The organism is Acidovorax sp. A79, assembly GCF_041154505.1.
Classification (GTDB): Bacteria; Pseudomonadota; Gammaproteobacteria; order Burkholderiales; family Burkholderiaceae_C; genus Acidovorax.
In genome coordinates this window covers 3,774,828-3,796,887 of sequence record NZ_AP028672.1, presented here as the reverse complement: position 1 = coordinate 3,796,887, position 22,060 = coordinate 3,774,828, and the positions used below count along the sequence as shown (strand labels likewise).

Here is a 22,060-nt window from a genome sequence, read left to right as displayed (position 1 = left end):
GAGAAGGGGCCCATGCGGAGGGTGTGCTCGCTCATGCCCGAGACTCTCTCAGTTGCCCGACGCCGTGTGCGCGTCTTCGAAGAAATAGTCCTTGAGCGCGGTCGGCTGGTTCTTGATGGCGCCCACGCGGTGCAGGAACTGGCCCATGCCCAGCGTGTTTTCGGGGCGCACCTTGAACTGCACCTCGGGGTTCTGGATGATTTTGAGCAGCAGGCCCCGGTCGGTATTGCCGCCCGACACCTTGAGGTAGATGTCGGCCGCCTTCTCGGGGTTGGCGGCGACGAACTTCGCGGCCTCGTCGAGCGCATCGACGAAGGCCTTGTAGGTCTTGGGGCTCTCGGCGCGGAACTTCTCCGTGGCGTAGAGCACGGTGGCCGATGCCGGGCCGCCCAGCACGTCGTACGAGTTGAGGACGATCTTCGCCTTGGGGTTGCCGGCCAGCTCCTGCTCCTGGAAGGGCGGGTTGCCGAAGTGGCCGGTGATCTCGGTGCCGCCTTTGATGATGGCGGCCGCCGCATCGGGATGCGGCAGGGCCACCTGGTTCTTGTCCAGGCGGTTGAACTCCTTGTCGCCCCAGAGCTTGGCCGAGGCCATCTGCAGCACGCGCGACTGCACCGAGACACCGACGGCCGGCAGCGCGATGCGGTCCTTGTCGGTGAAGTCGGCAATGGTCTTCACGGCCGGGTTGTTGCTCACCAGGTAGTAGGGGAAGTTGCCCAGCGAGGCCACGCCCTTGACGTTCTGGCGGCCCTTGGTGCGGTCCCACAGCGTGAACAGCGGGCCCACGCCGGCACCGGCGATGTCGATGTTGCCCGACAGCAGCGCATCGTTGACGGCCGAACCGCCCGACAGCTGCAAAAACTCGACCTTGATGTCCACGCCCGCGGCCTTGCCGTGCTTCTCGATGAGCTTGTTCTCCTGCGCCACGTTGAGCAGCAGGTAGACGATGCCGAACTGCTGCGCGATGCGCAGCTGGCCTTCAGCAGCATGGGCAGTAGCGCTCAACCCGCCGGCCAGCAGCAGGCCCGTGGCAGCGAGCCACGCGGCGGTCTTGCGGCCGAGGCTTCGGCGGTCAAAACGGTGGTGGGTGGAGGTGGTCATGGAAGTCCTTCAAATCAAAAATCAAAAATCAAACAAAATATGGCCTCAGCGCTTATCCAACAAGCGCTGACAGCTATTAAAAACAGAGCAAACTCAGAAAGGCAGGTCGCCTTCGATCGTGGTTCTGTACAGCTTGCGGCGTTCGGTGTCTGGCGTGCCCGCCGCCAGGTGCATGACAGACCGGTTGTCCCAGAACACCAGGTCGTGCGGCTGCCACGGGTGGCGGTAGGTGAACTCGGGGCGCACGCTGGCGGCGAACAGCTCGGCCAGCAGGGCCTGGCTTTCGTCCTCGGGCAGGCCGACGATGCGCGTGGTGAAGTGCTCGCTCACGAACAGGGCCTTGCGGCCCGTCTCGGGGTGGGTGCGCACCACGGGGTGGATGGAGGGCGCCACCTCGGCGATCTGCGCCTGGGTGAGCTTCGGGCGCCAGGGGCTCCTGGCGCGCAGTTCTTCGTACTTGGCCAGGTAGCTGTGCTCGGCCTGGAGCGGCGCGATGCGCGCCTTCAACGCTTCGGGCAGCGCATCGTAGGCGGCATGCTGGTCGGCGAACAGGGTGTCGCCGCCTTCGCCCGGCAGCTCCTGCGCGTGCAGCAGCGAGCCCAGGCTGGGCTTGTCCTTGTACGACAGGTCCGAATGCCAGTAGTGGCCCGCGTCGCCCAGGCCGATGGGCTGGCCGGCCGCATCCTTGATGTTGGAGACGATCAGGATCTCGGGGTGGTCCGCGAGCTGGAAGTTCTTGAGCACGTGGATCTGCAGCGGCCCGAACAGGCGGCTGAAGTCGATGTGCTGCTGCGGCGTGATGCGCTGGTCGCGGAACACCAGCACATGGTGGTCCAGGTGCGCGCGGTGGATGCGCGCGAAGTCCTCGCGGCCCAGCGGGCGCGACAGGTCCAGGCCCAGCACCTCGGCCCCCAGCGGGCCGGCAGAGCCCGCCACAGTGCGGATCACCAGACCTTGCGGTGGCGCGTCGCCATCGGTGGCGGAAAGGGACGGGAATGACGGAACAGCCGACATGGGAGCCTCGTGGGGAATGGGGACAGGCGTGCCCCGAGGTCTGCACTCTAGGCCGCGTTGCTTATTCAGGGAACGAAGGTTTTCTCAGTTGTTAACAACCAAAACAGCTAACGTGCCCTGTGGCTCCCACCCGCTATGGCGCTCTGCGGCACGCACATGCCATCATCGCCACCGGGCCCACTTCCATCCTTGCCGATGCCTGCGACCTACCACCACACCGTCAGCGGCCAGCGCTGGTCGTTCTGCGACCTGCGCGAGGTGATGGCCAAGGCCACGCCCGCGCGCTCGGGCGACACGCTGGCCGGCATTGCCGCAGGCTCGGCGGTGGAGCGCATGGCCGCGCGCATGTGCCTGGCCGACGTGCCGCTGGCGCGCTTCCTGAACGAGGCGCTGGTGCCCTACGAGAGCGATGAGGTCACGCGCCTCATCATCGACACGCACGACGCGGCGGCTTTTGCGCCCATCGCCCACCTCACCGTGGGCGGGCTGCGTGACTGGCTATTGGCAGCTGACACGGCCGCCCTGACCGCCGTGGCACCGGGCCTCACGCCCGAGATGGCGGCCGCCGTGAGCAAGCTCATGCGCAACCAGGACCTGATCGCCGTGGCGCGCAACTGCCGCGTGGTCACGCGCTTTCGCAACACCCTCGGTCTGCCCGGCCACCTGGCCGTGCGCCTGCAGCCCAACCACCCGACCGACGATGTGCGTGGCATCGCGGCGTCGATGGTCGATGGCCTGCTGTACGGCGCGGGCGACGCGGTGATCGGCATCAACCCGGCGACGGACAGCATCGCTGCCCTCACGGGGCTGGTGCACATGCTGGACGACGTCATCACCAAGCTGCAGATTCCCACGCAGTCGTGTGTGCTCACGCACGTGACGAACACGGTGCAGATGATCGAGCAGGGCGCGCCGGTGGACCTGGTGTTCCAGTCCATCGCAGGCACCGAGAAGGCCAACACCGGCTTCGGCATCAACTTGGCGCTGCTGCGCGAAGCACGCGAGGCGGCCCTGTCCCTGAAGCGCGGCACGGACTTTGGCGATGGCCGGGGCGACAACGTGATGTATTTCGAGACCGGCCAGGGCAGCGCGCTGTCGGCCAACGCCCACCATGGCGTGGACCAGCAGACCTGCGAGGCCCGGGCCTACGGCGTGGCGCGCGCGTTCTCGCCGCTGCTCACCAACACGGTGGTCGGCTTCATCGGCCCGGAGTACCTGTACGACGGCAAGCAGATCATCCGCGCCGGCCTCGAAGACCATTTCTGCGGCAAGCTGCTGGGCGTGCCGCTGGGCTGCGACGTCTGCTACACCAACCATGCCGAGGCCGATTCGGACGACATGGACACGCTGATGACGCTGCTGGGCGTGGCGGGCGTGGCCTTCATCATGGGCGTGCCGGGGGCGGACGACATCATGCTCAACTACCAGAGCACTTCCTTCCACGACGCGCTGTACCTGCGCGAGGTGCTGGGTCTGCAACGCGCGCCCGAGTTCGAGGCCTGGCTGCAGCACATGCACCTGGCCGATGGCGCGGGCCGGCTGCTGCCTGCCGCACAGCAGCAGGCCGCCATTGCGCAGCTGCGGCAGATCGGGATGCGGAGATGAGCGAGCCGGCCCCTATCACCGGCCCTCTGCCCGACCCCTGGGATGACCTGCGCGCCCACACCGCCGCGCGGCTGGCGCTGGGCCGCGCGGGCACGGCCGTCCCCACGCGCGAGCTGCTCCGTTTTGGCCTGGCCCACGCGCAGGCGCGCGATGCCGTGCACCTGCAGCTCGGCGCGGAGGCGCTGGCGGCACAAATCAGGGCGCTGGGCTGCAGCACGCTGCAGGTGGCCAGCGCCGCACCCGACCGCGCCACCTACCTGCTGCGGCCCGACCTCGGCCGGCGGCTTGGCGATGCGGATGCGGAGCGGCTGCGCGGTCTGGGGGACGGCCACACACCCTGCGACCTGCTTGTGGTCGTGGCCGACGGGCTCTCGTCCCTGGCCGTCGAACGCAACGCCGTGCCCCTTGTGGAAAACATCGTGCGCACCGCGCCGCAGGGCTGGCGGATCGGCCCGGTGGTCGTCGCCACCCAGGCCCGCGTGGCGCTGGGCGACGAGGTGGGCGCGCTGCTGGGCGCACGCCTGGTGGCGGTGCTGATCGGCGAACGCCCGGGCCTGAGCTCGCCCGACAGCCTGGGCATCTACCTCACCTGGCACCCGCAGGTGGGCCGCAGCGATGCCGAGCGCAATTGCATCTCCAACGTGCGGGCCGAGGGGCTGGCGCCGTCGGCTGCCGCAGCACGCCTGTGGTGGCTGTGCCAGGAGGCCCGGCACCTGGCCCTGACGGGCGTGGGCCTGAAGGACCGCAGTGATGGCGTGGTGGTGGGGAGCGCGACAGGCAAGGTGTTGCCCGGCGGGCCCGCCACGGCCTGACTACAGCCGGTGCGACCGGTCCCCGTGCACGAACCCCACGGGCTCCCACGCCTCGCCCGCGCCGAGGGCCAGCACCTTGAACAGCTCGCCCATTTCATGTTCCATGATCAATTTGGCCGCTATCGCCCGCTGTGCTTGCGGTAGTTGCTCCATTTTTTGCAGCAACCCGCAGTTGATGAGGAAGTGCGCCTGTGTGGTGTAGCCCAGCACGTTCAACCCGGCCTCCTGCGCGGCCAGGGCCATGGCGGTGAAGTTGACATGGGCGGTGATGTCCTTGCGCCCCACTTCCACCAACGGGTCGCCATCGGCCTGGTGGCCCTGGTGGCACATCACGGTGCCCATGTGGCGCTGGGGGTGGTAGTACTCGCTCTCGCCAAAACCGTAGTCCAGCAGGAAAGCCGCGCCGCGCGTGAGCCGGTCGGCCAGCGTGCGGATGAAGCCCTCGCCCTGGGCGTGGATCTCGGTCAGGTAATCCTGCGGGCCGTCGATGTCGACGGGCGGGCGCAGGCCGGTGGGGCGGTCGGCCCAGGCAAAGCTGCCGTCAGCCTGCACCACCACGCCGCGCTCGTGCCACGCCCCATTCTGCTGGCCGCCGTGGCGGGCGAGCAGTTGCACGGGCATGGCATCGAGCACTTCGTTGCCCACCACCACGCCGCTGAATTGGTCGGGCAGTGCATCCACCCAGCGCAGCTTGTCGGCATGCGCCACCAGCTTGGCCTGCTGGCGGGCCCGCAGGCTGCCCGACAGATCGACGATGGTGTAGCGCCGCACCTGGTCGCCCAGGGCATCCAGCAGTTGCAGCGCCAGCGCGCCTGAGCCCGCGCCAAACTCCCACACCTCGGAGGTACCAGTCTGCGCCAGGGCCTCGCCCACCTGCACGGCCAGCGCCTGGCCGAACAGCGGGGTCATCTCAGGTGCGGTGACGAAGTCGCTGCCGGACTCGGGCATGGCGCCGAACTTGGTGGAATCGTTGGCGTAATAGCCCAGGCCCGGGGTGTACAGGGCCAGCGCCATGAAGCGGTCAAAACCCAGCCATCCACCCTCGGCGGCAATGGCCTGGGCAATGTGCTGGTGCAGGGCGGTCGTTAAACTGTCGGGTCTTTGGGTCACGGCCCGCATTGTCTCCCACCCCACATGTCCCACCCCGCCCCCGCACGCACCGTTCTGGTCACAGGCGCCGCCAAGCGCCTGGGCCGCAGCATTGCGCTGGCCCTGGCGGCGGGGGGCTGGCAGGTGGCGGTGCACTACCGTTCATCCAAGCAGGATGCTATCGATACCGTAGCTGCTTGCGCACAACTGACAAGCGCCAGCGCCCATTTTGACGCTGATTTCGAGGACGAGGCCGCCGTGCGTGACCTGCTGCCCCGCGTGGTGGCGCACTTTGGCGGCGTGGATGCGGTGGTCAACAGCGCCTCGCTGTTCGAGCATGACAACGCCGCCACCTTTGGCTTTGCCGCGCTCGAAAAGCACCTGCGCAGCAACACCGCCGCCCCCATGCTGCTGGCCCAGGCGCTGCACCAGCACGTGGCCGACCGCGTTGCCAAGGGCGAGGCCGACGCGCAGGGCGCCGTGGTCAACCTGCTGGACCAGAAGCTCTGGAACCAGAACCCCGACTTCGTGAGCTACACGCTGTCCAAGGCGGCGCTCGAAGCCGCCGGCACCATGCTGGCGCTGGCCCTGGCACCGCGGGTGCGCGTGGTCGGTGTGGCACCCGGCCTCACGATCACGAGCCACATGCTGGCGCAGGAAAAGTTCCAGCAGCTGCATGCGCTGAGCCCGCTGGGCCGATCGTCCACGGCCGAGGACGTGGCCGCGACCGTGAAATTCGCGCTGGAGAACCGCTCGATCACCGGCACCACGCTGCTGGTCGACGGCGGCCAGCACCTGATGAAGTTCGAGCGCGACTTCTCCATGATGTGAGCACATGCTCACGCAGAAAGCATCCATCCATGAACAACGCCGCTGGCACCCAGATCCTCACGCTCACCGGACTGCGCTTTGACGCCAACCTGGGCATCCTGTCGCATGAGAAGACGACGCCGCAGCCCATCCAGGTGGATGCCGAGCTGAGCCTGGGCGTGCAGCCGCTCACGCCGCGCGACGACGACATCCTGCATGTACTGGACTACCGCAAGGTGCGCCAGATCATCATCGACGAATGCCGGGCCGAACATGTGAACCTGCTCGAGAGCCTGATCGGCAAGCTGGCCCACCGCCTCATGCAGCTGCCCGGCGTGCTGGGCGTGCGCGTGAAGATCGCCAAGCTGGAGATTTTTGATGACTGCGAAGTGGCGATTCGCGTAGAGACAGGACAGTGGTGAGGTGACCCCATGAGCGCAGCAACGATGACGATGACGACAGCAACTCACCCCGGTGCCCAGACCGGGCCGGATTCCACCTGGGCCATGGCGGACGTGCCCGAGGCCGCCGCGCCCGCGGTGCCAGAGGCCGGCGCTCCGGCACGACTGAAGATCGAGCGCGAAACCCACAAGCTCGAGAAGCGCCTGTGCCGCGAGGTCGGCAAGGCCATCGTCGACTTCAACATGATCGAGGAAGGCGACAAGGTGATGGTCTGCATGTCCGGCGGCAAGGACAGCTATGCCCTGCTCGACATCCTGCTCAAGCTCAAGGCGCGCGCGCCCATCCATTTCGACCTGGTGGCCGTCAACCTCGACCAGAAGCAGCCCGGCTTTCCCGAGCACGTGCTGCCCGAGTACCTCCGGAGCACCGGCGTGCCGTTCCACATCGAGAACGAGGACACGTACAGCATCGTCAAGCGCCTGATCCCCGAGGGCAAGACCACCTGCAGCCTGTGCAGCCGCCTGCGCCGGGGCATCCTGTACCGCGTGGCCGACGAGCTGGGCTGCACCAAGATCGCGCTGGGCCACCACCGCGACGACATCCTGCAGACCCTGCTGCTCAACATGTTCTTTGGCGGCAAGATGAAGAGCATGCCCCCCAAGCTGGTGAGCGACGACGGCAGGCACGTGGTGATTCGCCCGCTGGCCTACGTGGCCGAGAAGGACACCGCCCGCTGGGCCGCGCACCGCGACTTCCCCATCATCCCCTGCAACCTGTGCGGCAGCCAGGAGAACCTGCAGCGCAAGCAGGTGGGCGAGATGCTGCGCGAGTGGGAGAAAAAATTCCCCGGCCGCGTGGAGAACATGTTCAACGCCCTGCAGAACGTGGTGCCCTCGCACCTGCTCGACGGCGGCCTGTACGACTTCAAGAATGCCAAGGCCACGGGCGTGGCGAACGAGGACGGCGACAAGGCCTTCGACAAGGAGGAGTTCTCGGCGCCGTCGCCCTCGCTGCCGGGTGTGCAGGTGGTCCAGCTGTCGTGAACCTCCCGGGTGCCGCAGCACTCTGACGGGAATCCCTTTTCCTTCCGCCCAGGAGGCTTCACCATGACGCGCCGATGGATTTCCACCCTGTTCCTGCATGCGGCCGCGGCCGCCCTGATGGGCTGCAGCAGCGCCCCCCGGATCGTCGAGGGCCAGGTGCAGAGCTTTTCCACCCTGGCGGCCCTGCCCACGCCCGCCACCTACCGCATCGAGCGCCTGCCATCGCAACAGACGCCGTCGTTCGACCCGATCGCCACCCTGGCTGACCAGGCGCTGGCGCGCGCGGGCCTGCAGCGCGACGAGACCGCCCCCCGGCTGCTCGTGCAGATCGGCGCCCACGCCGACGCCGTGCCGCGCCACGACCCCTTCCGTCCGTACGGCCCCTACGGCCCCTACCCCTGGGGTTTTGGCGGCTGGTACGGCCGGGGCTGGGGCATGCAGGGCGCCTGGCGGTTCAGCGAACCCACGCCCCTGCACCGCCGCGCGGTCAGCATCGTGCTGCGCGACGCGGCCACGCAGGCCGTGGTGTACGAGACCTCCGCCGTGCACGAGGACGTGTGGGTGAGCGACCCGGCCGTCTATGGCGTGCTGTTCGATGCCGCGCTCAACGGATTCCCCAAGCCGCCCGGCGGGGTACGCCAGGTGCGGCTGCCGCTGGCGCCGCCCGCGCCCTGAAGAACGCTCACCAAACACTGTTTCGTTTCCGCCCGCCCGCCCACACACACCGCCACCTGCATGCACGCCACCCGCATCGTCGCCATCCGCCACGGCGAAACCGCCTGGAATGTGGACACCCGCATCCAGGGCCACCTGGACATCCCCCTCAACGACACCGGCCTGTGGCAGGCCGACCAGGTCGCCCGCGCCCTGGCGGGCGAGCCGATCGCCGCCATCTATACCAGCGACCTGCAACGCGCCCACGCCACGGCCCAGGCCGTGGCCCGCGCCACCGGTGCGCCCCTCACGGCGGAGCCCGGCCTGCGCGAGCGCAGTTTCGGGCATTTCCAGGGGCGCACCTTCGCGCAGATCGAGGCCGAGCTGCCCGAAGATGCCCTGCGCTGGCGCAAGCGCGATCCGCACTACACGCCCGAGGGCGGCGAATCGCTGGTGGCGCTGCGCGAGCGCATCGAGCGCACCGTGACGGCCCTGGCCCAGCAGCATGTGGGCGAGCAGGTGGTGATGGTGGCGCACGGCGGTGTGCTGGACGTGCTGTACCGCCTGGCCACCCGCCAGGACATCCAGGCGCCGCGCACCTGGCAACTCTCCAACGCGGCCATCAACCGGCTGCTGTGGACCCCGGATGGCCTGACCCTCGTGGGTTGGGCCGACACCCAGCACCTGGACAACGCAGCGCGCGATGAAACCCATTCCTGACGCCCTCCAGGCCACCGTCGGCCTGCGGGTGGACCTGATCGACACCCCCTCCCTCGTCATCGACCTGGACGCCATGGACCGCAACATCCAGCGGATGGCCGACTTCGCGCGCAAGCACCAGGTGCGCTGGCGCCCCCATGCCAAGCTGCACAAGAGCGCCGAACTCGCGCTGCAGCTGCAGCGCGCGGGCGCCCAGGGGGCGTGCGTGCAGAAGGTCGCCGAGGCCGAGGCCCTGGCGGCGGGCGGCGTGGACGACATCACCATCACCAACCAGGTCATCGCCATGCCCAAGCTGCACCGCGTGGCACGGCTGGCGGCCCTGCTGGCGGCACGGGGGGGCCGCCTGGGCCTGGCGGTGGATCACCTGGAGGGCATCGAACGCCTGAACGAGGCGATGGCGCAATCCGGCAGCGACGCGGGCATCGACGTGCTGGTCGAGATCGACGTCGGCCAGGGCCGCTGCGGCGTGCCGCCGGGCGAGGCCGCCGTGCCGCTGGCACTGGCCGTGGCGCGCAGCCCCCGCCTGCGTTTTGCGGGGCTGCAGGCCTACCACGGACGTGCCCAGCACCTGGCCAGCACGGTGGGCCGCAGGGAGGCCATCGCCGCCGTGGTGCGCGCCGCGGAACACACGCGCCAGCTGATCGAGGCCGCCGGCGTGCCCGTGCCGCTGGTCACGGGCTCGGGCACCGGCACGCTGGTGCACGAGGCGGCCAGCGGGGTGTTCGGCGAGCTTCAGGCGGGATCCTTCCTGTTCATGGACGCCGACTACGCGCGCAACGAACGCGAACCCGCGCAGCCCCCGTTCGAGCACGCGCTTTTCATCAAGACCCAGGTGGTATCGGTGCGCGACACCCATGCGGTGTGCGACGCGGGCCACAAGAGCCACGCCATCGACTCCGGCCTGCCCACCGTGGCCCTGCTGCCCCCGGACCGCGCGCTGCGCTTTTCCAATGGAGGCGACGAACACGGCGTGCTCCACGCCGATGGCCCCAAGGCCCGCCTGCCCGCGCTGGGCCGCATGCTGTGGCTCATCCCGGGGCACTGCGACCCCACGGTGAACCTGCACGACTTCATGACCGGGGTGCGCGGCGGCCTGGCCGCGGGCGTGGTCGAGCGCATCATCAGGGTTGATGCCAGAGGCGCATTGACCTGATTGGGGCAAGAATGCTGCGGCATGAGCGCCGCACCGGGCCGCGCCAGCCAGCTCGCACCGCAATGCGCAGCACCGAGGTAATCCAGTGAGCCCCAGCCAGATCATCGTTCTCGCCACCCCCGTCTTCTTCCTGCTGATCGCCATCGAGCTGGTGGTGGGCTACCGGCGCCGGCGCAATACCTACCGGCTGGCCGACGCGGTCAGCAGCATCAGCCTGGGGATGCTCAGCCAGACGAGCGCCGTGTTCACGCGGCTGCTGCGCATTGGCATCTACACCGCCCTGTTCGAGCACGTGGCCCTGTGGCACAACGACGCGTTCTGGACCAGCCTGCCCGGCTGGCTGCTGGCGCTGGTGTTCTACGACCTGTGCTACTACTGGCTGCACCGCATGGGGCACGAGTCGGCGGTGCTGTGGGCGGCGCATGCCGTGCACCACCAGAGCCAGGACTACAACCTGTCCACCGCGCTGCGCCAGACCAGCTCTGGCGCAGCGCTGGGCTGGATCTTCTATGTGCCCATGGCGCTGGCGGGCGTGCCGCCGCTGGTGTTTGCGGTGGTGGCGCTCATCGACCTGCTCTACCAGTTCTGGGTGCACACCGAGCAGGTGGGGCGCCTGGGCTGGTTCGACCGCTGGTTCTGCAGCCCCAGCAACCACCGCGTGCACCATGCGGTGAACGACGCCTATCTCGACAAGAACTACGGCGGCATCCTCATCGTGTGGGACCGCCTGTTCGGCACCTTCAAGGACGAAGACGACCAGGACCGCTGCGTGTACGGCACGCGCGGCCTGCTCAACAGCTGGGACCCGCTGTGGGCCAATGCCCAGGTGTACGCGGGCCTGGCGCACGACAGCTGGCATGCGCGCAGCTGGGCCGACAAGCTCCGGGTGTGGCTCAAGCCCCCGGGCTGGCGGCCCGCCGATGTGGCAGAGCGTTTTCCGAAGCCCGCCTTCAGCATGGCGCAGATGCAGCTGTACCACCCGCCGATGTCGCGCGCGGTGCAGTGGTTCGCGCTGGTGCAGTTCGCGCTGCTGCTCACGGGGGTGGCGGCCTTTCTGTGGCAGGCCGACAGCGCGCCGCTGGCCAGGAACGCCGTCTGGTTCGCCACGCTGTTGGTCGCGCAGTGGGCGCTGGGCGCGGTGATGCAGGGGCGCATCGGCATGCTGATGGCCCTGGTGCTGCAAAGCGGCGCGCTCGCCACGGCCACCAGCGCGCTGGGGTTCGTGCAGTGGCACTGGGTGTTCAAGCCGCTGACCATGGTGATTGCTATTGTCTTGGTAGCTGCCAGCGCTTACCAGTCAAGCGACAGGGGCAGATTTGGATCAAAAACCCTGGCACTGCTGGGTGCCGCGCTGGCGGGGTCGCTGGCGGGCGATGTGTTTCTGATGTTCGAGGGCTTTTTCATCCCCGGACTGGTGAGCTTCCTGGTGGCCCATCTGTTCTATGTGGCGCTGTTCAAGAACGGCCAGCGGTGGTTTCCGCACCGCGGCGCGCTGGCGGGCACGCTCGGTGTCGGCGTGGCGATGTATGCCTTCTTGTGGATGGGCGGGTTGCCCGCCGCGCTGCGGGGGCCGGTGGCAGCCTACGTGCTGGTGATCGCACTGATGGCCGCGCAGGCCATCGGTCGGGCCAGCGTGCTGCGCGATGGAGCGTCGGTGCTGGTGGCGGTGGGGGCGGTGTTCTTCATGCTCAGCGATTCCCTGCTGGCCACCCACCGCTTCGTGCAGCCCCTGCCGTGGTCGCAGGTGTGGGTGCTGGGCACCTACTACGCGGCGCAGGCGTGCATCGTGGCGGGGGTGCTGAAGGCGTTGCTGGTGCCTGCGCTCGAAGCAACAGCGCCTGACAACCCGCCGGTCGTTGTTGCTTCTGTTCCTGTCGTGGCTAATGCGACCACGTGCGGGCCAGCGCTGCGGCCGGAATGTACGCCGCACCCGCAATGAACAGCACACCGGCGAGGGTGAACGAGCCGGCGCTCAGCAACCACAGCAGGGTGTCGGCGTTGTACCAGCCAGGCCGCGCCTGCAGCAGGGCGACCATGGCCGCTTCCTGCACGGCAATCAAGCCCCGCCCGGCGGTGTAGTGGTACACGGCGCCTCCCAGGGCCCAGAACCCGGTCAGCACCAGCGCCAGGCCATAGAAGGCGTACCCGGTGCGCCATCGCTTGGTGGAACCTGCCGTGCACCACACCCCCAGGCAACCGGCCAGCACCGCACCGGCCACCAGCCAGGCCTGCAGGCGGTCGCTGGCCACCGGCAGCAGCCAATGCCAGGCCCAGGGCAAGGGCGCCAACAGCCATTCCGATTGCGCGGCCAGCCCCGGCCAGCGCTGCGCAGGCAGGTCCATGGAGAAGCGCGGCCTGTCCACCATCCACAGCACAAAGGTCACCGGCACCAGCACGGCGAACAGGATGTAGGCGCTGGCACGCCACACCAGCAGGCGGTGCGACCACGCGGCGGTCGTCCTGCCCCGCCTGTGGCCGTCGATCAGGTGCAGTGCCAGGCCTGCCACCAGTGCGGCCTCGGCCACCGCCGCGCACACGGCGACGCGGCCGCGCAGGTCGGCAAAGCCTTCCAGCACAAAGATGGACAGCTGGCCATAGATGAGCGCGCCCAGCGCATGCAATGCGACCGTGCCCGCCAGCAAGGCCACGGCGCAGGACCGCAGGAACTGTTGCTCGGGCACGGTCACGGGTCCGTCCGACCTCGCCCAGCCCCGCGCAGCGCGCGTCCGGGCCTCGGCGCGCAACTGGCGGCGTCGGTCGCTCTTCTTGGGATGCTTGCGCGGTGTTGCCATGGCGGTGCTGCGCGGCCTGGGCGGCGGCGGACGTGAAGGTCGGTAGGAGGCTTCTCAGGCGCCAAACAACCCCGGCGCCCCGGCGCTGGGCGGCGCCACCCCCAGGTGCCGGAATGCCGCCAGCGTGGCGATGCGCCCGCGCGGCGTACGCTGCAAAAAACCTTGCTGGATGAGATAGGGCTCGATCACGTCCTCGATGGTGCCGGCCTCTTCGCCAATGCTGGCGGCGATGTTGTCCAGGCCCACGGGGCCGCCGTCAAAGCGATGGATCACGGCTTCGAGCAGCTTGCGGTCCATCACGTCAAAGCCCTGCGGGTCCACGTCCAGCATGGCCAGCGCCTTGTCGGCAATGCCTTTGGTGATGCGGCCGTCACCCTTGACCTCGGCATAGTCGCGCACGCGGCGCAGCAGCCGGTTGGCGATGCGCGGCGTGCCGCGCGAGCGGCGGGCGATCTCGAAACCACCTTCGTCGTCCATGGGCGCGTTGAGCAAGCCAGCGCTGCGCTTGACGATGCGCGCCAGCTCTTCGGACGTGTAGAACTCCAGCCGCGCCACGATGCCGAAGCGGTCGCGCAGCGGGTTGGTCAACATGCCCGCGCGCGTGGTGGCGCCCACCAGGGTGAAGGGCTGCAGGTCGAGCTTGATGCTGCGCGCCGCGGGCCCTTCGCCGATCATGATGTCGATCTGGTAGTCCTCCAGCGCGGGGTAGAGGATTTCCTCGACCACGGGCGAGAGGCGGTGGATCTCGTCGATGAAGAGAACGTCGTTCTTCTCCAGGTTGGTGAGCAGCGCCGCCAGGTCCTTGGGCTTTTCGAGCACCGGGCCGCTGGTCTGGCGCAGGTTCACGCCCAGTTCGGCCGCGATGATGTGGCTGAGGGTGGTCTTGCCCAGACCCGGCGGGCCAAACAGCAGGACATGGTCGAGCGCCTCGCCGCGCTTCTTCGCCGCGCCGATGAAGATCTCGAGCTGCTCGCGCGCCTTGGCCTGGCCCACATACTCCTGCAGGAGCTTGGGGCGCAGGGCGCGTTCAATGGCTTCTTCCTGGGGCGATGCGGGCGCGGCGGAGATCACGCGTTTGGAGGGCGCAGGGGCGAAATCGTCGGTCTGGATGGTCATCTTTTTGTGTGCGCTCTCGCCGTCTCCGGCATCAGGAACCGGGCATCAACCAGGTCTTGAGAGCCAGCTTGAAAGGCAGGTCGAAGCGCCCGTAGTGGTCAAGGCCCGTGGGCGCCGCGCAACTGGACGATCCGCCGTAGAGCTGGCCGACCAGGTACCGCCTGGAGCCGATGGTGAAGAACAGGCCGGAGCCGCTGCTGCCGCCCTCTGTCGTGCCCTCCGTCCATCCCACCGCGTAGAACTTTCCGTCCTGCTGCGTTTCGGGGAAGCACCGTTCGCCGCTGCAATAGCTGAACTGGGCCACCGAGCCAGCGCTCGTCTTTTGCAGGTCGCCACGGGGATGGTGGATGCCCACCACGGCGGCGGAGGTGTTCACGGATCCGACGTACGAACCCGCATACACAACGCCCTGCGGCGGCGCGCTGTTCAGGCGCATGAAGGACGTGTCAGTCTGCGAGTCGGCAAACAGCAGCTCTGCGCCGCCCCTGACCTTTTGCGTACCGGGATTTGCGGTAGCGTTGTTGCAGGCCGACGAGCGGTAGAACCAGTCGGTGGTGAGGGACGATGCGACCGTCTGGGTGGAAATGCAGTGGTGCGCCGACAGGAAGTGCGGCTTCTTGCTCGACGGGGCGTCGTTGAGCAAGGTGCCCGTGCACAGGAAACTGCCGCCCTCGACGACAAACACCATGCGCGCCACCGATCGGCTTTCGGCGCTGAGTTCGGGCTTGCAAGATACGTCGATGTTGCAGGTGCCGGATTCACCCACCTTGGCAAAGCTTGCGGCCGTGGCCTGGTCGGGCGACACGAAGAAGTGCGAGAGCATGGGCACCGCGATGTCCAGTTCCTGCTCCAGCCGCGCGGCCACGGGAACCTCCAGCTCCAGCGTGGTCTCGGCCCCGCCAAAATCCGGACTCCAATAGGTGCGTGCCGCATCGCCGGTGTCGCCGGCATCCAGGTTGCGCTGGATGCTGCGCAGCACTTCGGCGCCCGAAACCTGCACCGAATCGCCGCCGGCCTGGGCGTAAAAACGCAGCACCGTACCAGCGGGCAGTTGGCGCACCACCAGCCCCAGCCGGACGCCGAGGGCGCCCTCTGCTGTGAAACTGATGGCGGCCCGCTGCAGGCCCGCACCTACCGGCTGCCAATTGAGCTGGCCCATCAGGTCGCGCGCCTTGGCGGTGGCTGCCACCGGGCGGGCCACACCAATCTGCTGGGGATCACCCTTGGTGAGCCCCGCGGGTTGCATGGCCTTCTTCACGAGGGCCTGGGTGTCGCCTTCCAGCGGGCCGAGGCGGATGGACGTCGCCTGCACGGCGGTGCCGCTACGCACTGCGACCTTGGCTCCGGCGCTGCTGGCGGATTTGGGAAGCCCCGTGTCGAGCGGCTCGATACGGTCGGTGCTCACCGGCGTTGGCGTGACGGGAACGGTGGGGGTGGTAGGCTGTTCCGGGCCGGCCGGGGTGGTCGGCACCGGGGGCGCTGCAGGTGAATCCCCCCCGCCGCCGCCACAAGCCGCCATGGCCAGCGCGACCAGCAGTCCGGCAAATTTGAACGAAGCGCGATACGTCATCTCGGTTATCCCTCCGGTTGAACCCGTTACTTGGCCAGCGCCTTCAGCGCCAGCTTGATCCCGTCACTTACCCCTACGTCCGCCGGCAGCGCCTTGAGCGCCGCCGCGGCTTCCTTGTCGTTGTACCCTAACGCCAGCAATGCCTGGAGGATATCCGCCTGCGCGTCGCTGGTGGCGCCACCGTGCACGGCCCCCATGTCGGCCCCCAGCTTGCCCTTGAGCTCCAGCAGCAGCCGCTCGGCCGTCTTCTTGCCGATGCCCGGCACCTTGACCAGGCGGCCCGCTTCCTGCAGCGTGATGGCCTGCGCCAGGTCGGCCACACCCATGCCGGACAGGATGGACAGCGCAGTGCGCGGCCCCACGCCCGAAATCTTGATCAACTCGCGAAATGCCTGGCGCTCCGGCGCCGTGGCGAAGCCATACAGCAGCTGCGCGTCCTCGCGCACAATGAACTGGGTGAGCAGGCTCACCCGCTCGCCCACGGCGGGCAGGTTGTAGAACGTGCTCATGGGCACATTCACCTCATAGCCCACGCCGTGGCAGTCCAGCAGCACCTCGGGGGGATTCTTCTCCAGCAGGGTGCCGGTCAATTTGCCTATCATTGATGTCCTTTGACGCCGCTGGCATGACACCCTGCGCCGTCGTTCTTGCTGTTTTTCCGTTGCCTGACTGGAATTATCCGCGTGATCCTGCGCCACACCTTCACCCCCCACAACAACACCCGGCTCACGCACCTGTGCGGGCCGGCCGACGCGCACCTGCGCACCATCGAAGTGGCCCTGCAGGTGAGCATTGCGCACCGCCATGAGCAGTTCAAGGTCGATGGCCCCAAGGCCAGGGCGACGCAGGCCATGGAACTGCTGCAGGCCCTGTACGAAATGGCGGAACGCCCCATCACCGAGGACTACCTGCAGCTCATGCTGGCGGGTGATACCGCTCTGGTGGAGGCGCCCGAGGGCGCCATCGTGCTCAACACCCGCCGGGCCGACCTGCGCGGCCGTACGCCCACGCAGAACCTGTACCTTGAAAACATCGCCAGCCACGACATCACCTTCGGCATCGGCCCCGCGGGCACCGGCAAGACCTACCTGGCCGTGGCCTGCGCCGTGGATGCGCTGGAGCGCAGCGCCGTGCAGCGCATCGTGCTCACCCGCCCGGCGGTCGAGGCCGGCGAACGCCTGGGCTTCCTGCCCGGCGACCTGGCGCAGAAGGTGGACCCCTACCTGCGCCCGCTGTACGACGCGCTGTACGAACTGATGGGCTACGACAAGGTGCAGAAGGCCTTCGAGCGCAACGCACTCGAAATCGCACCGCTGGCCTTCATGCGGGGCCGCACGCTGAACAATGCCTTCGTGATCCTGGACGAGGCACAGAACACCACGCCCGAGCAGATGAAGATGTTCCTCACCCGCATCGGCTTTGGAGCCAAGGCCGTGGTGACGGGCGACGTGAGCCAGATCGACCTGCCCAAGGGCGCGATGAGCGGCCTGATCGACGCCGAGCGCGTGCTCAAGCGGGTGAAGGGCATTTCCGTCACCCGCTTCACCTCCGCCGACGTGGTGCGCCACCCGCTGGTCGCGCGCATCGTGGATGCTTACGACGCGCCACGCCGTGCGGCGCCCGCTGCGCGCCGCTGAGCATGTGCTCCTGTTTTTATAGCTATCCGCGCTTTCCAATCAAGCGCCTGAGGCTCCAATGCCCTTGAACCACCTCTCCCTGTCGCTGCAATTCGGCGCATTTGACGGCGCGGCGGCACACCGCGCCGTGCTGCCACGCCACAAGGTCACGCGCTGGATTCGCCACGCACTGGCCACCGATGCCGAGATCACCGTGCGCATTGTGGGCAGCGAAGAAGGCCAGCAGCTCAACCACGCGTACCGCAAGAAGGACTACGCCACCAACGTGCTCACCTTCGACTACACCCAGGAGCCGGTCGTGACCGCCGACTTGGTCCTGTGCGCCCCCGTGATCGAGCGCGAGGCCAAAGAGCAGAACAAAAGCTTGGAAGAGCACTACGCCCACATGCTGGTGCACGGCACGCTGCATGCGCAGGGGTGGGACCACGAGACCAGCGAAGAAGATGCGCAGGAGATGGAAGCGTATGAGACGGACATCCTGCGCGAACTGGGGTTTGAAGACCCGTACGCGGCCAGCCCCTAGGCGCGCCCGCGGTGGTGCCCGGCCCGCTTCTCACGCCCTGAACAGAGCACATCGGAAACAAAAAGTATCTTCTGATTTCTTTACCAGATGGTATAAAAGTTTTCTACTTTCAGGGAACCAAGAATGATGCACTTGCCAGGCGAGGGAGCACAGCGCGCGCTGTTGCGAACCATTCAATTCACTGCGACGGGCGTTCTTGTTGCTTTGGCGATCAGCGCCTGTGGGGGAGGCGGGGGTGGTGGCAGCGCATCCCTGGACAAGGCAGCGCCCCCTTCGGGCTTCTCGGTCGGTTACGACGCCAAGGGTTATCTTTTCAATTGGGCCGCCAGCGCAGGCGCCACGCACTACGAACTCTTCGAGGACCCTGATGGCGCTGGCCCGCTGCCTGAGGCGCCGGTGGGCAGTGCAATCACCAGTACCAGCCGCGCCCACAGCCTGGCCGCGCAGCTGCTGCACGAGCGCGTGAATGCCAGCTACCGGCTGCGCGCCTGCGACGCCAGCGGATGCGGCGCACTCACCAATGCCTTGGTACCGGATCTGACCCGGGCCATCGGGTACTTCCGGGCCAGCGCGCCCGCCCCCCGACTGCCCGGTCACCTCGGAAACCATGGCTTCGGCGACGGTGTGGCGCTGTCGGCGGATGGTTCCACCCTGGCAATCGGTGCGCCCGGGGACAGCAGCGCGTCGCATGGCATCAATGGCGATCAATCACCGTCCGTCGAATCCATAGGCAGCGGTGCGATCTACGTGTACGCCAGAGCCAATGGCCGGTGGAACCAGCAAGCCTATGTCAAGGCCAGCAACCACGGCGGTGGTTTTGGAGCCACCGTGGCCCTATCGGCGAATGGCAACACGCTGGTCGCAGGCGCGCCGGCCGAATCCAGCAACGCGTCGGGGGTCAATGGCAATCAGGCCGACACATCCGTATTTGGTGCGGGGGCCGTATATGTGTTCACGCGCACAGCGGACACCTGGGCACAACAGGCCTATATCAAATCCGTGCTGGAGGTCTTGCAACCCAGTACCTATTTTGGGTCGGCCCTGGCAATCTCCGCAGATGGCAAGACTTTGGCCGTGGGGTCGCCCGGCGAAACCAACGGTCTCCATACACCCAGTCAGGTCAACTTTGGGGGGGCGGTCCATGTCTACGCGCGCAACAACGACACGTGGACCGTCCATAGCCGGGTCACTTCCAGCGAAGCCGAAGATGATGACCGTTTTGGCACTCAATTGGCCGTCTCGGGAGATGGGCAGACGCTGGCCGTCGGCGTCCCCCACAGAAAAGGCTTCCTGGTTCCAGATGCCCTCCACCCGAGTGGGCGGTATGTGAGCAGCATGGGGGCGGCCTATGTCCTGACCCGCAATGGTGCCACCTGGACTCAGCAAGCAGCGTTGAAACCCCCGGTCATCGAATCCACGGCTTTCGGCACCGCGCTCGCACTGTCCACCGACGGAAACACGTTGGCGGTGGGCGCTCCCGGATATACCGACGCCGTCACGCCGCGCCCGGTTCCCGCACCGGAGGCCGCGGCTCCGGGAACCGTGTACACCTTCAGCCGGCAGGCCGGCCAATGGAGCCAGCAGGCGCTCCTGCAAGCCACCGTCTCCGAAAAGCTGGAGGGCTTTGGCCGCACGCTCGCGATGTCGGCGGACGGACGCACGCTGGCCGTGGGCGCCCCTGCGGAAATGAGCAAGGCGGTCGGCATCCAGGGCGACCCGACAGACAACTCGGCCAGGCTCGCGGGCGCTGCCTATGTCTTCACGCAAAACGGCAGTGCCTGGAGCCAGCGCGCGTACCTCAAGCCCAGCAACACGGCCAGCTACATCGACTTCGGCAGGGCCATGGCGCTATCGGCGGATGGCAATACGCTTGCAGCGGCTTCCCGCTCGGAAGCCACCAGCGCAACAGACCCCAACACCGTTCAATCGGGAGCCGGAGGAGCGGTGTACCTGTATTGAAGGCGCGGGCGCTTCCAACGCCGAACCGCGATGGGGGCGCCACAGGGCAGCACCACGAAGTGCCTGCGGCATGCCAGGACCACCCCTTCCCTTGCAGACGACCTATTCACAGCAGCGAGGCAATACGACATGACGTCAATTTCCACTCCGCGGCAGAAACGCCCTGCCGCGCCCTGCCCGGGAAACAAGCACCACATGCCAAGCCCCATGCCCTGGTCCACCCGCCGGCTCGGCGCCTGGGTGCTGGCAGCACCGCTGGCGCTGGCACTGACGGCCTGCGGCGGCGGCTCCGACTCTTCCGGTCCCGTGCCCTCCGGCCCGGGGGCCCCTGCGGGCTTCACCCTGGACTATGACGCCAAGGCCTACAACTTCAGCTGGAGCACCACCGCCACCGCCACACGGTACGAACTGTTCGAGGACCCAGACGGTGCAGCCGGCCCCCTGCCCGAAGCGCAGATCGGCGGCGCGCTCAGCAGCAGCACCTATGCCCACAGCCTGGCATCGCAGCTGCTGCACGAGCGGGTGAATGCCAGCTACCGCCTGCGCGCCTGCAATGCCAGCGGCTGCGGTGCCTTCACAGCCGCACTGGTGCCCGACCTGACGAAGGCCATTGGCCAGATCCAGCCCCGCCACACCGGCCTGTCGGCCCAATGGGGTGCCAGCGTGGCCCTCTCCGCCGACGGCAGCACCCTGGCGGTGGGAGCGCCGGGTGATGACAGCGGCGCCACCGGAATCGATGGGGACCCCACGAACTCCGCCGCCTCCGGTTCCGGTGCCGTGGTGGTGTTCGTGCGCGGCAGCGGTGGCGGCTGGAGCCAGCAGGCCTACGTCAAGGCCAGCAATACCGCGCTCGGCATGGCATTTGGCTACAGCGTGGCGCTCTCGGCCGACGGCAATACGCTGGCCGTGGGATCCGTCTGGGAACGTGGTGGCGCCACGGGCATCAATGGCGACCAGACGGACACCTCCAAACCGGGCAGCCCGGGAGCAGCGTATGTCTTCACCCGCAGCAGCAGCCAATGGACTCAGCAGGCCTATGTGAAACCGAGCAATACCGGCGTGGCCCAGTCGTTTGGCTCGAGTGTTGCGCTGGCGGCCGACGGCAACACCCTGGCCGTGGGCGCGGTCGGCGAGTCGAGCAACGCCACCGGCATCCAGGGAGATCAGACCAATTCCACGATGCCAACCGCCGGTGCCGTTTACGTGTTCAGCCGTTTTGGAAGCACCTGGAACCAACAGGCGTATGTCAAGGCCAGCAACACCGAGCCGACGCCTGAATACGTGACGTCCCCGCCCTTGTTCACCCCTGTCATCGCCAACGCACAGCAATTCGGCACCAGCCTGGCCCTCTCGGCCGACGGAAACACGCTGGCAGTGGGAGCACCGGGCGAGCGCAGCGCGGCAATGGGTGTCAATGGCAACCAGTCCGACCGGTCCGCGAACAAGGCGGGGGCCGTGTACCTCTTCACCCGCAGCAGCAACAGCCTCTGGAGCCAGCTGGCCTATGTCAAGGCCAGCAACACCAACGCCAACGACTTCTTCGGCCATCGCCTCGCCCTTTCGGGGGACGGGGCCACGCTGGCCGTGGGCGCGCTGGGCGAAGCCAGCAAGGCCACGGGCATCCAGGGGGCGCAGGGCGACAACGCCGCACCAGGCGCCGGGGCGACCTATGTGTACACGCGTGGCAGCGGTGGCTGGGACCAGCAGGCCTATATCAAGGCCAGCAACACCGACGCCGGGGATGTGTTCGGCAATGCGCTGGCGCTGTCGTTTGACGGCAGCACACTGGCCGTGGGAGCCCCCCAGGAGGCCAGCAACGCCACCGGCATCAATGGCAACCAAGCCGACAACACCGCCTGGCAGGCAGGCGCCGCGTATGTCTACCGCCGCGATGGCGTCACCTGGAGCCAGCGCGCCTACGTGAAGCCTGTGGGCACCAGGATGTCGCTGGCCTTCGGCCGGACCCTGGCCTTGTCGGCCGACGGGCACACGCTGGCCATCGGTGCGGACAACCAGTTCGACGACGCACTCTACCTGTATTGACCGCCCGGAAAGGAAGC

The 22,060-nt window shown here is 67.8% G+C and carries 20 protein-coding genes; 13 read left to right on the top strand and 7 right to left on the bottom strand.

Features of this window, described 5'->3' with window-relative positions:
- Nucleotides 1–48 precede the first annotated feature (48 nt).
- Complete coding sequence (locus ACAM51_RS17355; protein ID WP_369641321.1) at nt 49–1,101, bottom strand: ABC transporter substrate-binding protein; 1,053 nt, start codon at nt 1,099–1,101, stop codon at nt 49–51.
- A 93-nt stretch (nt 1,102–1,194) separates the two neighbouring features.
- Nucleotides 1,195–2,115, bottom strand: coding sequence for a TauD/TfdA family dioxygenase (locus tag ACAM51_RS17350; protein WP_218340549.1), 921 nt, complete (start codon nt 2,113–2,115; stop codon nt 1,195–1,197).
- Nucleotides 2,116–2,310: 195 nt separating this feature from the next.
- Here ACAM51_RS17350 and ACAM51_RS17345 point away from each other — a divergent pair, with 195 nt between their 5' ends.
- Together ACAM51_RS17345 and eutC are read left to right on the top strand one after the other, a co-directional pair.
- On the top strand, nt 2,311–3,720 hold the full coding sequence (locus ACAM51_RS17345; protein ID WP_218340550.1) for an ethanolamine ammonia-lyase subunit EutB: 1,410 nt from the start codon (nt 2,311–2,313) through the stop codon (nt 3,718–3,720).
- Nucleotides 3,717–4,532, top strand: coding sequence for an ethanolamine ammonia-lyase subunit EutC (gene eutC, locus ACAM51_RS17340; RefSeq protein WP_369641320.1), 816 nt, complete (start codon nt 3,717–3,719; stop codon nt 4,530–4,532). The genes ACAM51_RS17345 and eutC overlap by 4 nt, the downstream gene beginning before the upstream one ends.
- On the opposite strand, the gene ACAM51_RS17335 is transcribed toward eutC, so the two are convergent.
- Nucleotides 4,533–5,651 carry a class I SAM-dependent methyltransferase gene (locus ACAM51_RS17335; RefSeq protein ID WP_218293120.1) on the bottom strand — a complete coding sequence of 373 codons (1,119 nt, stop codon included), beginning with the start codon at nt 5,649–5,651 and terminating at the stop codon, nt 4,533–4,535.
- Between the two features lie 15 nt (nt 5,652–5,666).
- Between ACAM51_RS17335 and ACAM51_RS17330 the strand changes: the two genes are divergently transcribed.
- From ACAM51_RS17330 to ACAM51_RS17300, 7 genes are all read left to right on the top strand, one after another.
- The gene (locus ACAM51_RS17330) at nt 5,667–6,452 is read left to right on the top strand and encodes an SDR family oxidoreductase (protein ID WP_369641319.1); all 786 of its coding nucleotides are present in this window, start codon (nt 5,667–5,669) and stop codon (nt 6,450–6,452) included.
- 29 nt (nt 6,453–6,481) lie between these two features.
- A complete protein-coding gene (locus ACAM51_RS17325) occupies nt 6,482–6,853 on the top strand; it encodes a dihydroneopterin aldolase (RefSeq protein ID WP_218293118.1) in 372 nt (123 codons plus the stop codon).
- Nucleotides 6,854–6,937: 84 nt separating this feature from the next.
- Nucleotides 6,938–7,876 (top strand): tRNA 2-thiocytidine(32) synthetase TtcA, encoded by a 939-nt coding sequence (gene ttcA / locus ACAM51_RS17320; protein ID WP_218340614.1) that lies wholly within the window; start codon nt 6,938–6,940, stop codon nt 7,874–7,876.
- Between the two features lie 63 nt (nt 7,877–7,939).
- Nucleotides 7,940–8,551: a DUF4136 domain-containing protein gene (locus ACAM51_RS17315; RefSeq protein ID WP_369641318.1), complete on the top strand. Its 612-nt coding sequence runs from the start codon at nt 7,940–7,942 to the stop codon at nt 8,549–8,551.
- Between the two features lie 60 nt (nt 8,552–8,611).
- Nucleotides 8,612–9,250: a histidine phosphatase family protein gene (locus ACAM51_RS17310; RefSeq protein WP_218340554.1), complete on the top strand. Its 639-nt coding sequence runs from the start codon at nt 8,612–8,614 to the stop codon at nt 9,248–9,250.
- Entirely contained in the window at nt 9,234–10,403 is a 1,170-nt protein-coding gene (locus ACAM51_RS17305; RefSeq protein ID WP_218293113.1) for a DSD1 family PLP-dependent enzyme, read from the top strand. The genes ACAM51_RS17310 and ACAM51_RS17305 overlap by 17 nt, the downstream gene beginning before the upstream one ends.
- 85 nt (nt 10,404–10,488) lie before the next feature.
- Nucleotides 10,489–12,342, top strand: coding sequence for a lysoplasmalogenase family protein (locus ACAM51_RS17300; RefSeq protein WP_218340555.1), 1,854 nt, complete (start codon nt 10,489–10,491; stop codon nt 12,340–12,342).
- Here ACAM51_RS17300 and ACAM51_RS17295 read toward each other — a convergent pair.
- The 4 genes from ACAM51_RS17295 to ruvA are packed head-to-tail and all read right to left on the bottom strand — an operon-like array spanning nt 12,284 to nt 16,483.
- Nucleotides 12,284–13,195, bottom strand: a complete 912-nt coding sequence (locus tag ACAM51_RS17295; RefSeq protein ID WP_218340556.1) for a hypothetical protein — start codon at nt 13,193–13,195, stop codon at nt 12,284–12,286. The two genes, ACAM51_RS17300 and ACAM51_RS17295, sit on opposite strands and share 59 nt — an antisense overlap.
- A gap of 54 nt (nt 13,196–13,249) precedes the next feature.
- Nucleotides 13,250–14,311 (bottom strand): Holliday junction branch migration DNA helicase RuvB, encoded by a 1,062-nt coding sequence (gene ruvB, locus ACAM51_RS17290; RefSeq protein WP_218293110.1) that lies wholly within the window; start codon nt 14,309–14,311, stop codon nt 13,250–13,252.
- Between the two features lie 31 nt (nt 14,312–14,342).
- Nucleotides 14,343–15,881 (bottom strand): trypsin-like peptidase domain-containing protein, encoded by a 1,539-nt coding sequence (locus ACAM51_RS17285; RefSeq protein ID WP_369641317.1) that lies wholly within the window; start codon nt 15,879–15,881, stop codon nt 14,343–14,345.
- A 26-nt stretch (nt 15,882–15,907) separates the two neighbouring features.
- On the bottom strand, nt 15,908–16,483 hold the full coding sequence (gene ruvA, locus ACAM51_RS17280; RefSeq protein WP_218340557.1) for a Holliday junction branch migration protein RuvA: 576 nt from the start codon (nt 16,481–16,483) through the stop codon (nt 15,908–15,910).
- Between the two features lie 81 nt (nt 16,484–16,564).
- Between ruvA and ACAM51_RS17275 the strand changes: the two genes are divergently transcribed.
- The 4 genes from ACAM51_RS17275 (at nt 16,565) to ACAM51_RS17260 (ending at nt 22,043) form a co-directional block, all read left to right on the top strand.
- Complete coding sequence (locus tag ACAM51_RS17275; protein WP_218293107.1) at nt 16,565–17,518, top strand: PhoH family protein; 954 nt, start codon at nt 16,565–16,567, stop codon at nt 17,516–17,518.
- 58 nt (nt 17,519–17,576) lie between these two features.
- Nucleotides 17,577–18,041, top strand: a complete 465-nt coding sequence (gene ybeY / locus ACAM51_RS17270; protein ID WP_369641316.1) for an rRNA maturation RNase YbeY — start codon at nt 17,577–17,579, stop codon at nt 18,039–18,041.
- A gap of 123 nt (nt 18,042–18,164) precedes the next feature.
- Nucleotides 18,165–20,000 carry a hypothetical protein gene (locus ACAM51_RS17265; protein ID WP_369641315.1) on the top strand — a complete coding sequence of 612 codons (1,836 nt, stop codon included), beginning with the start codon at nt 18,165–18,167 and terminating at the stop codon, nt 19,998–20,000.
- Between the two features lie 207 nt (nt 20,001–20,207).
- On the top strand, nt 20,208–22,043 hold the full coding sequence (locus tag ACAM51_RS17260) for an integrin (RefSeq protein WP_369641314.1): 1,836 nt from the start codon (nt 20,208–20,210) through the stop codon (nt 22,041–22,043).
- Nucleotides 22,044–22,060 lie beyond the last annotated feature (17 nt).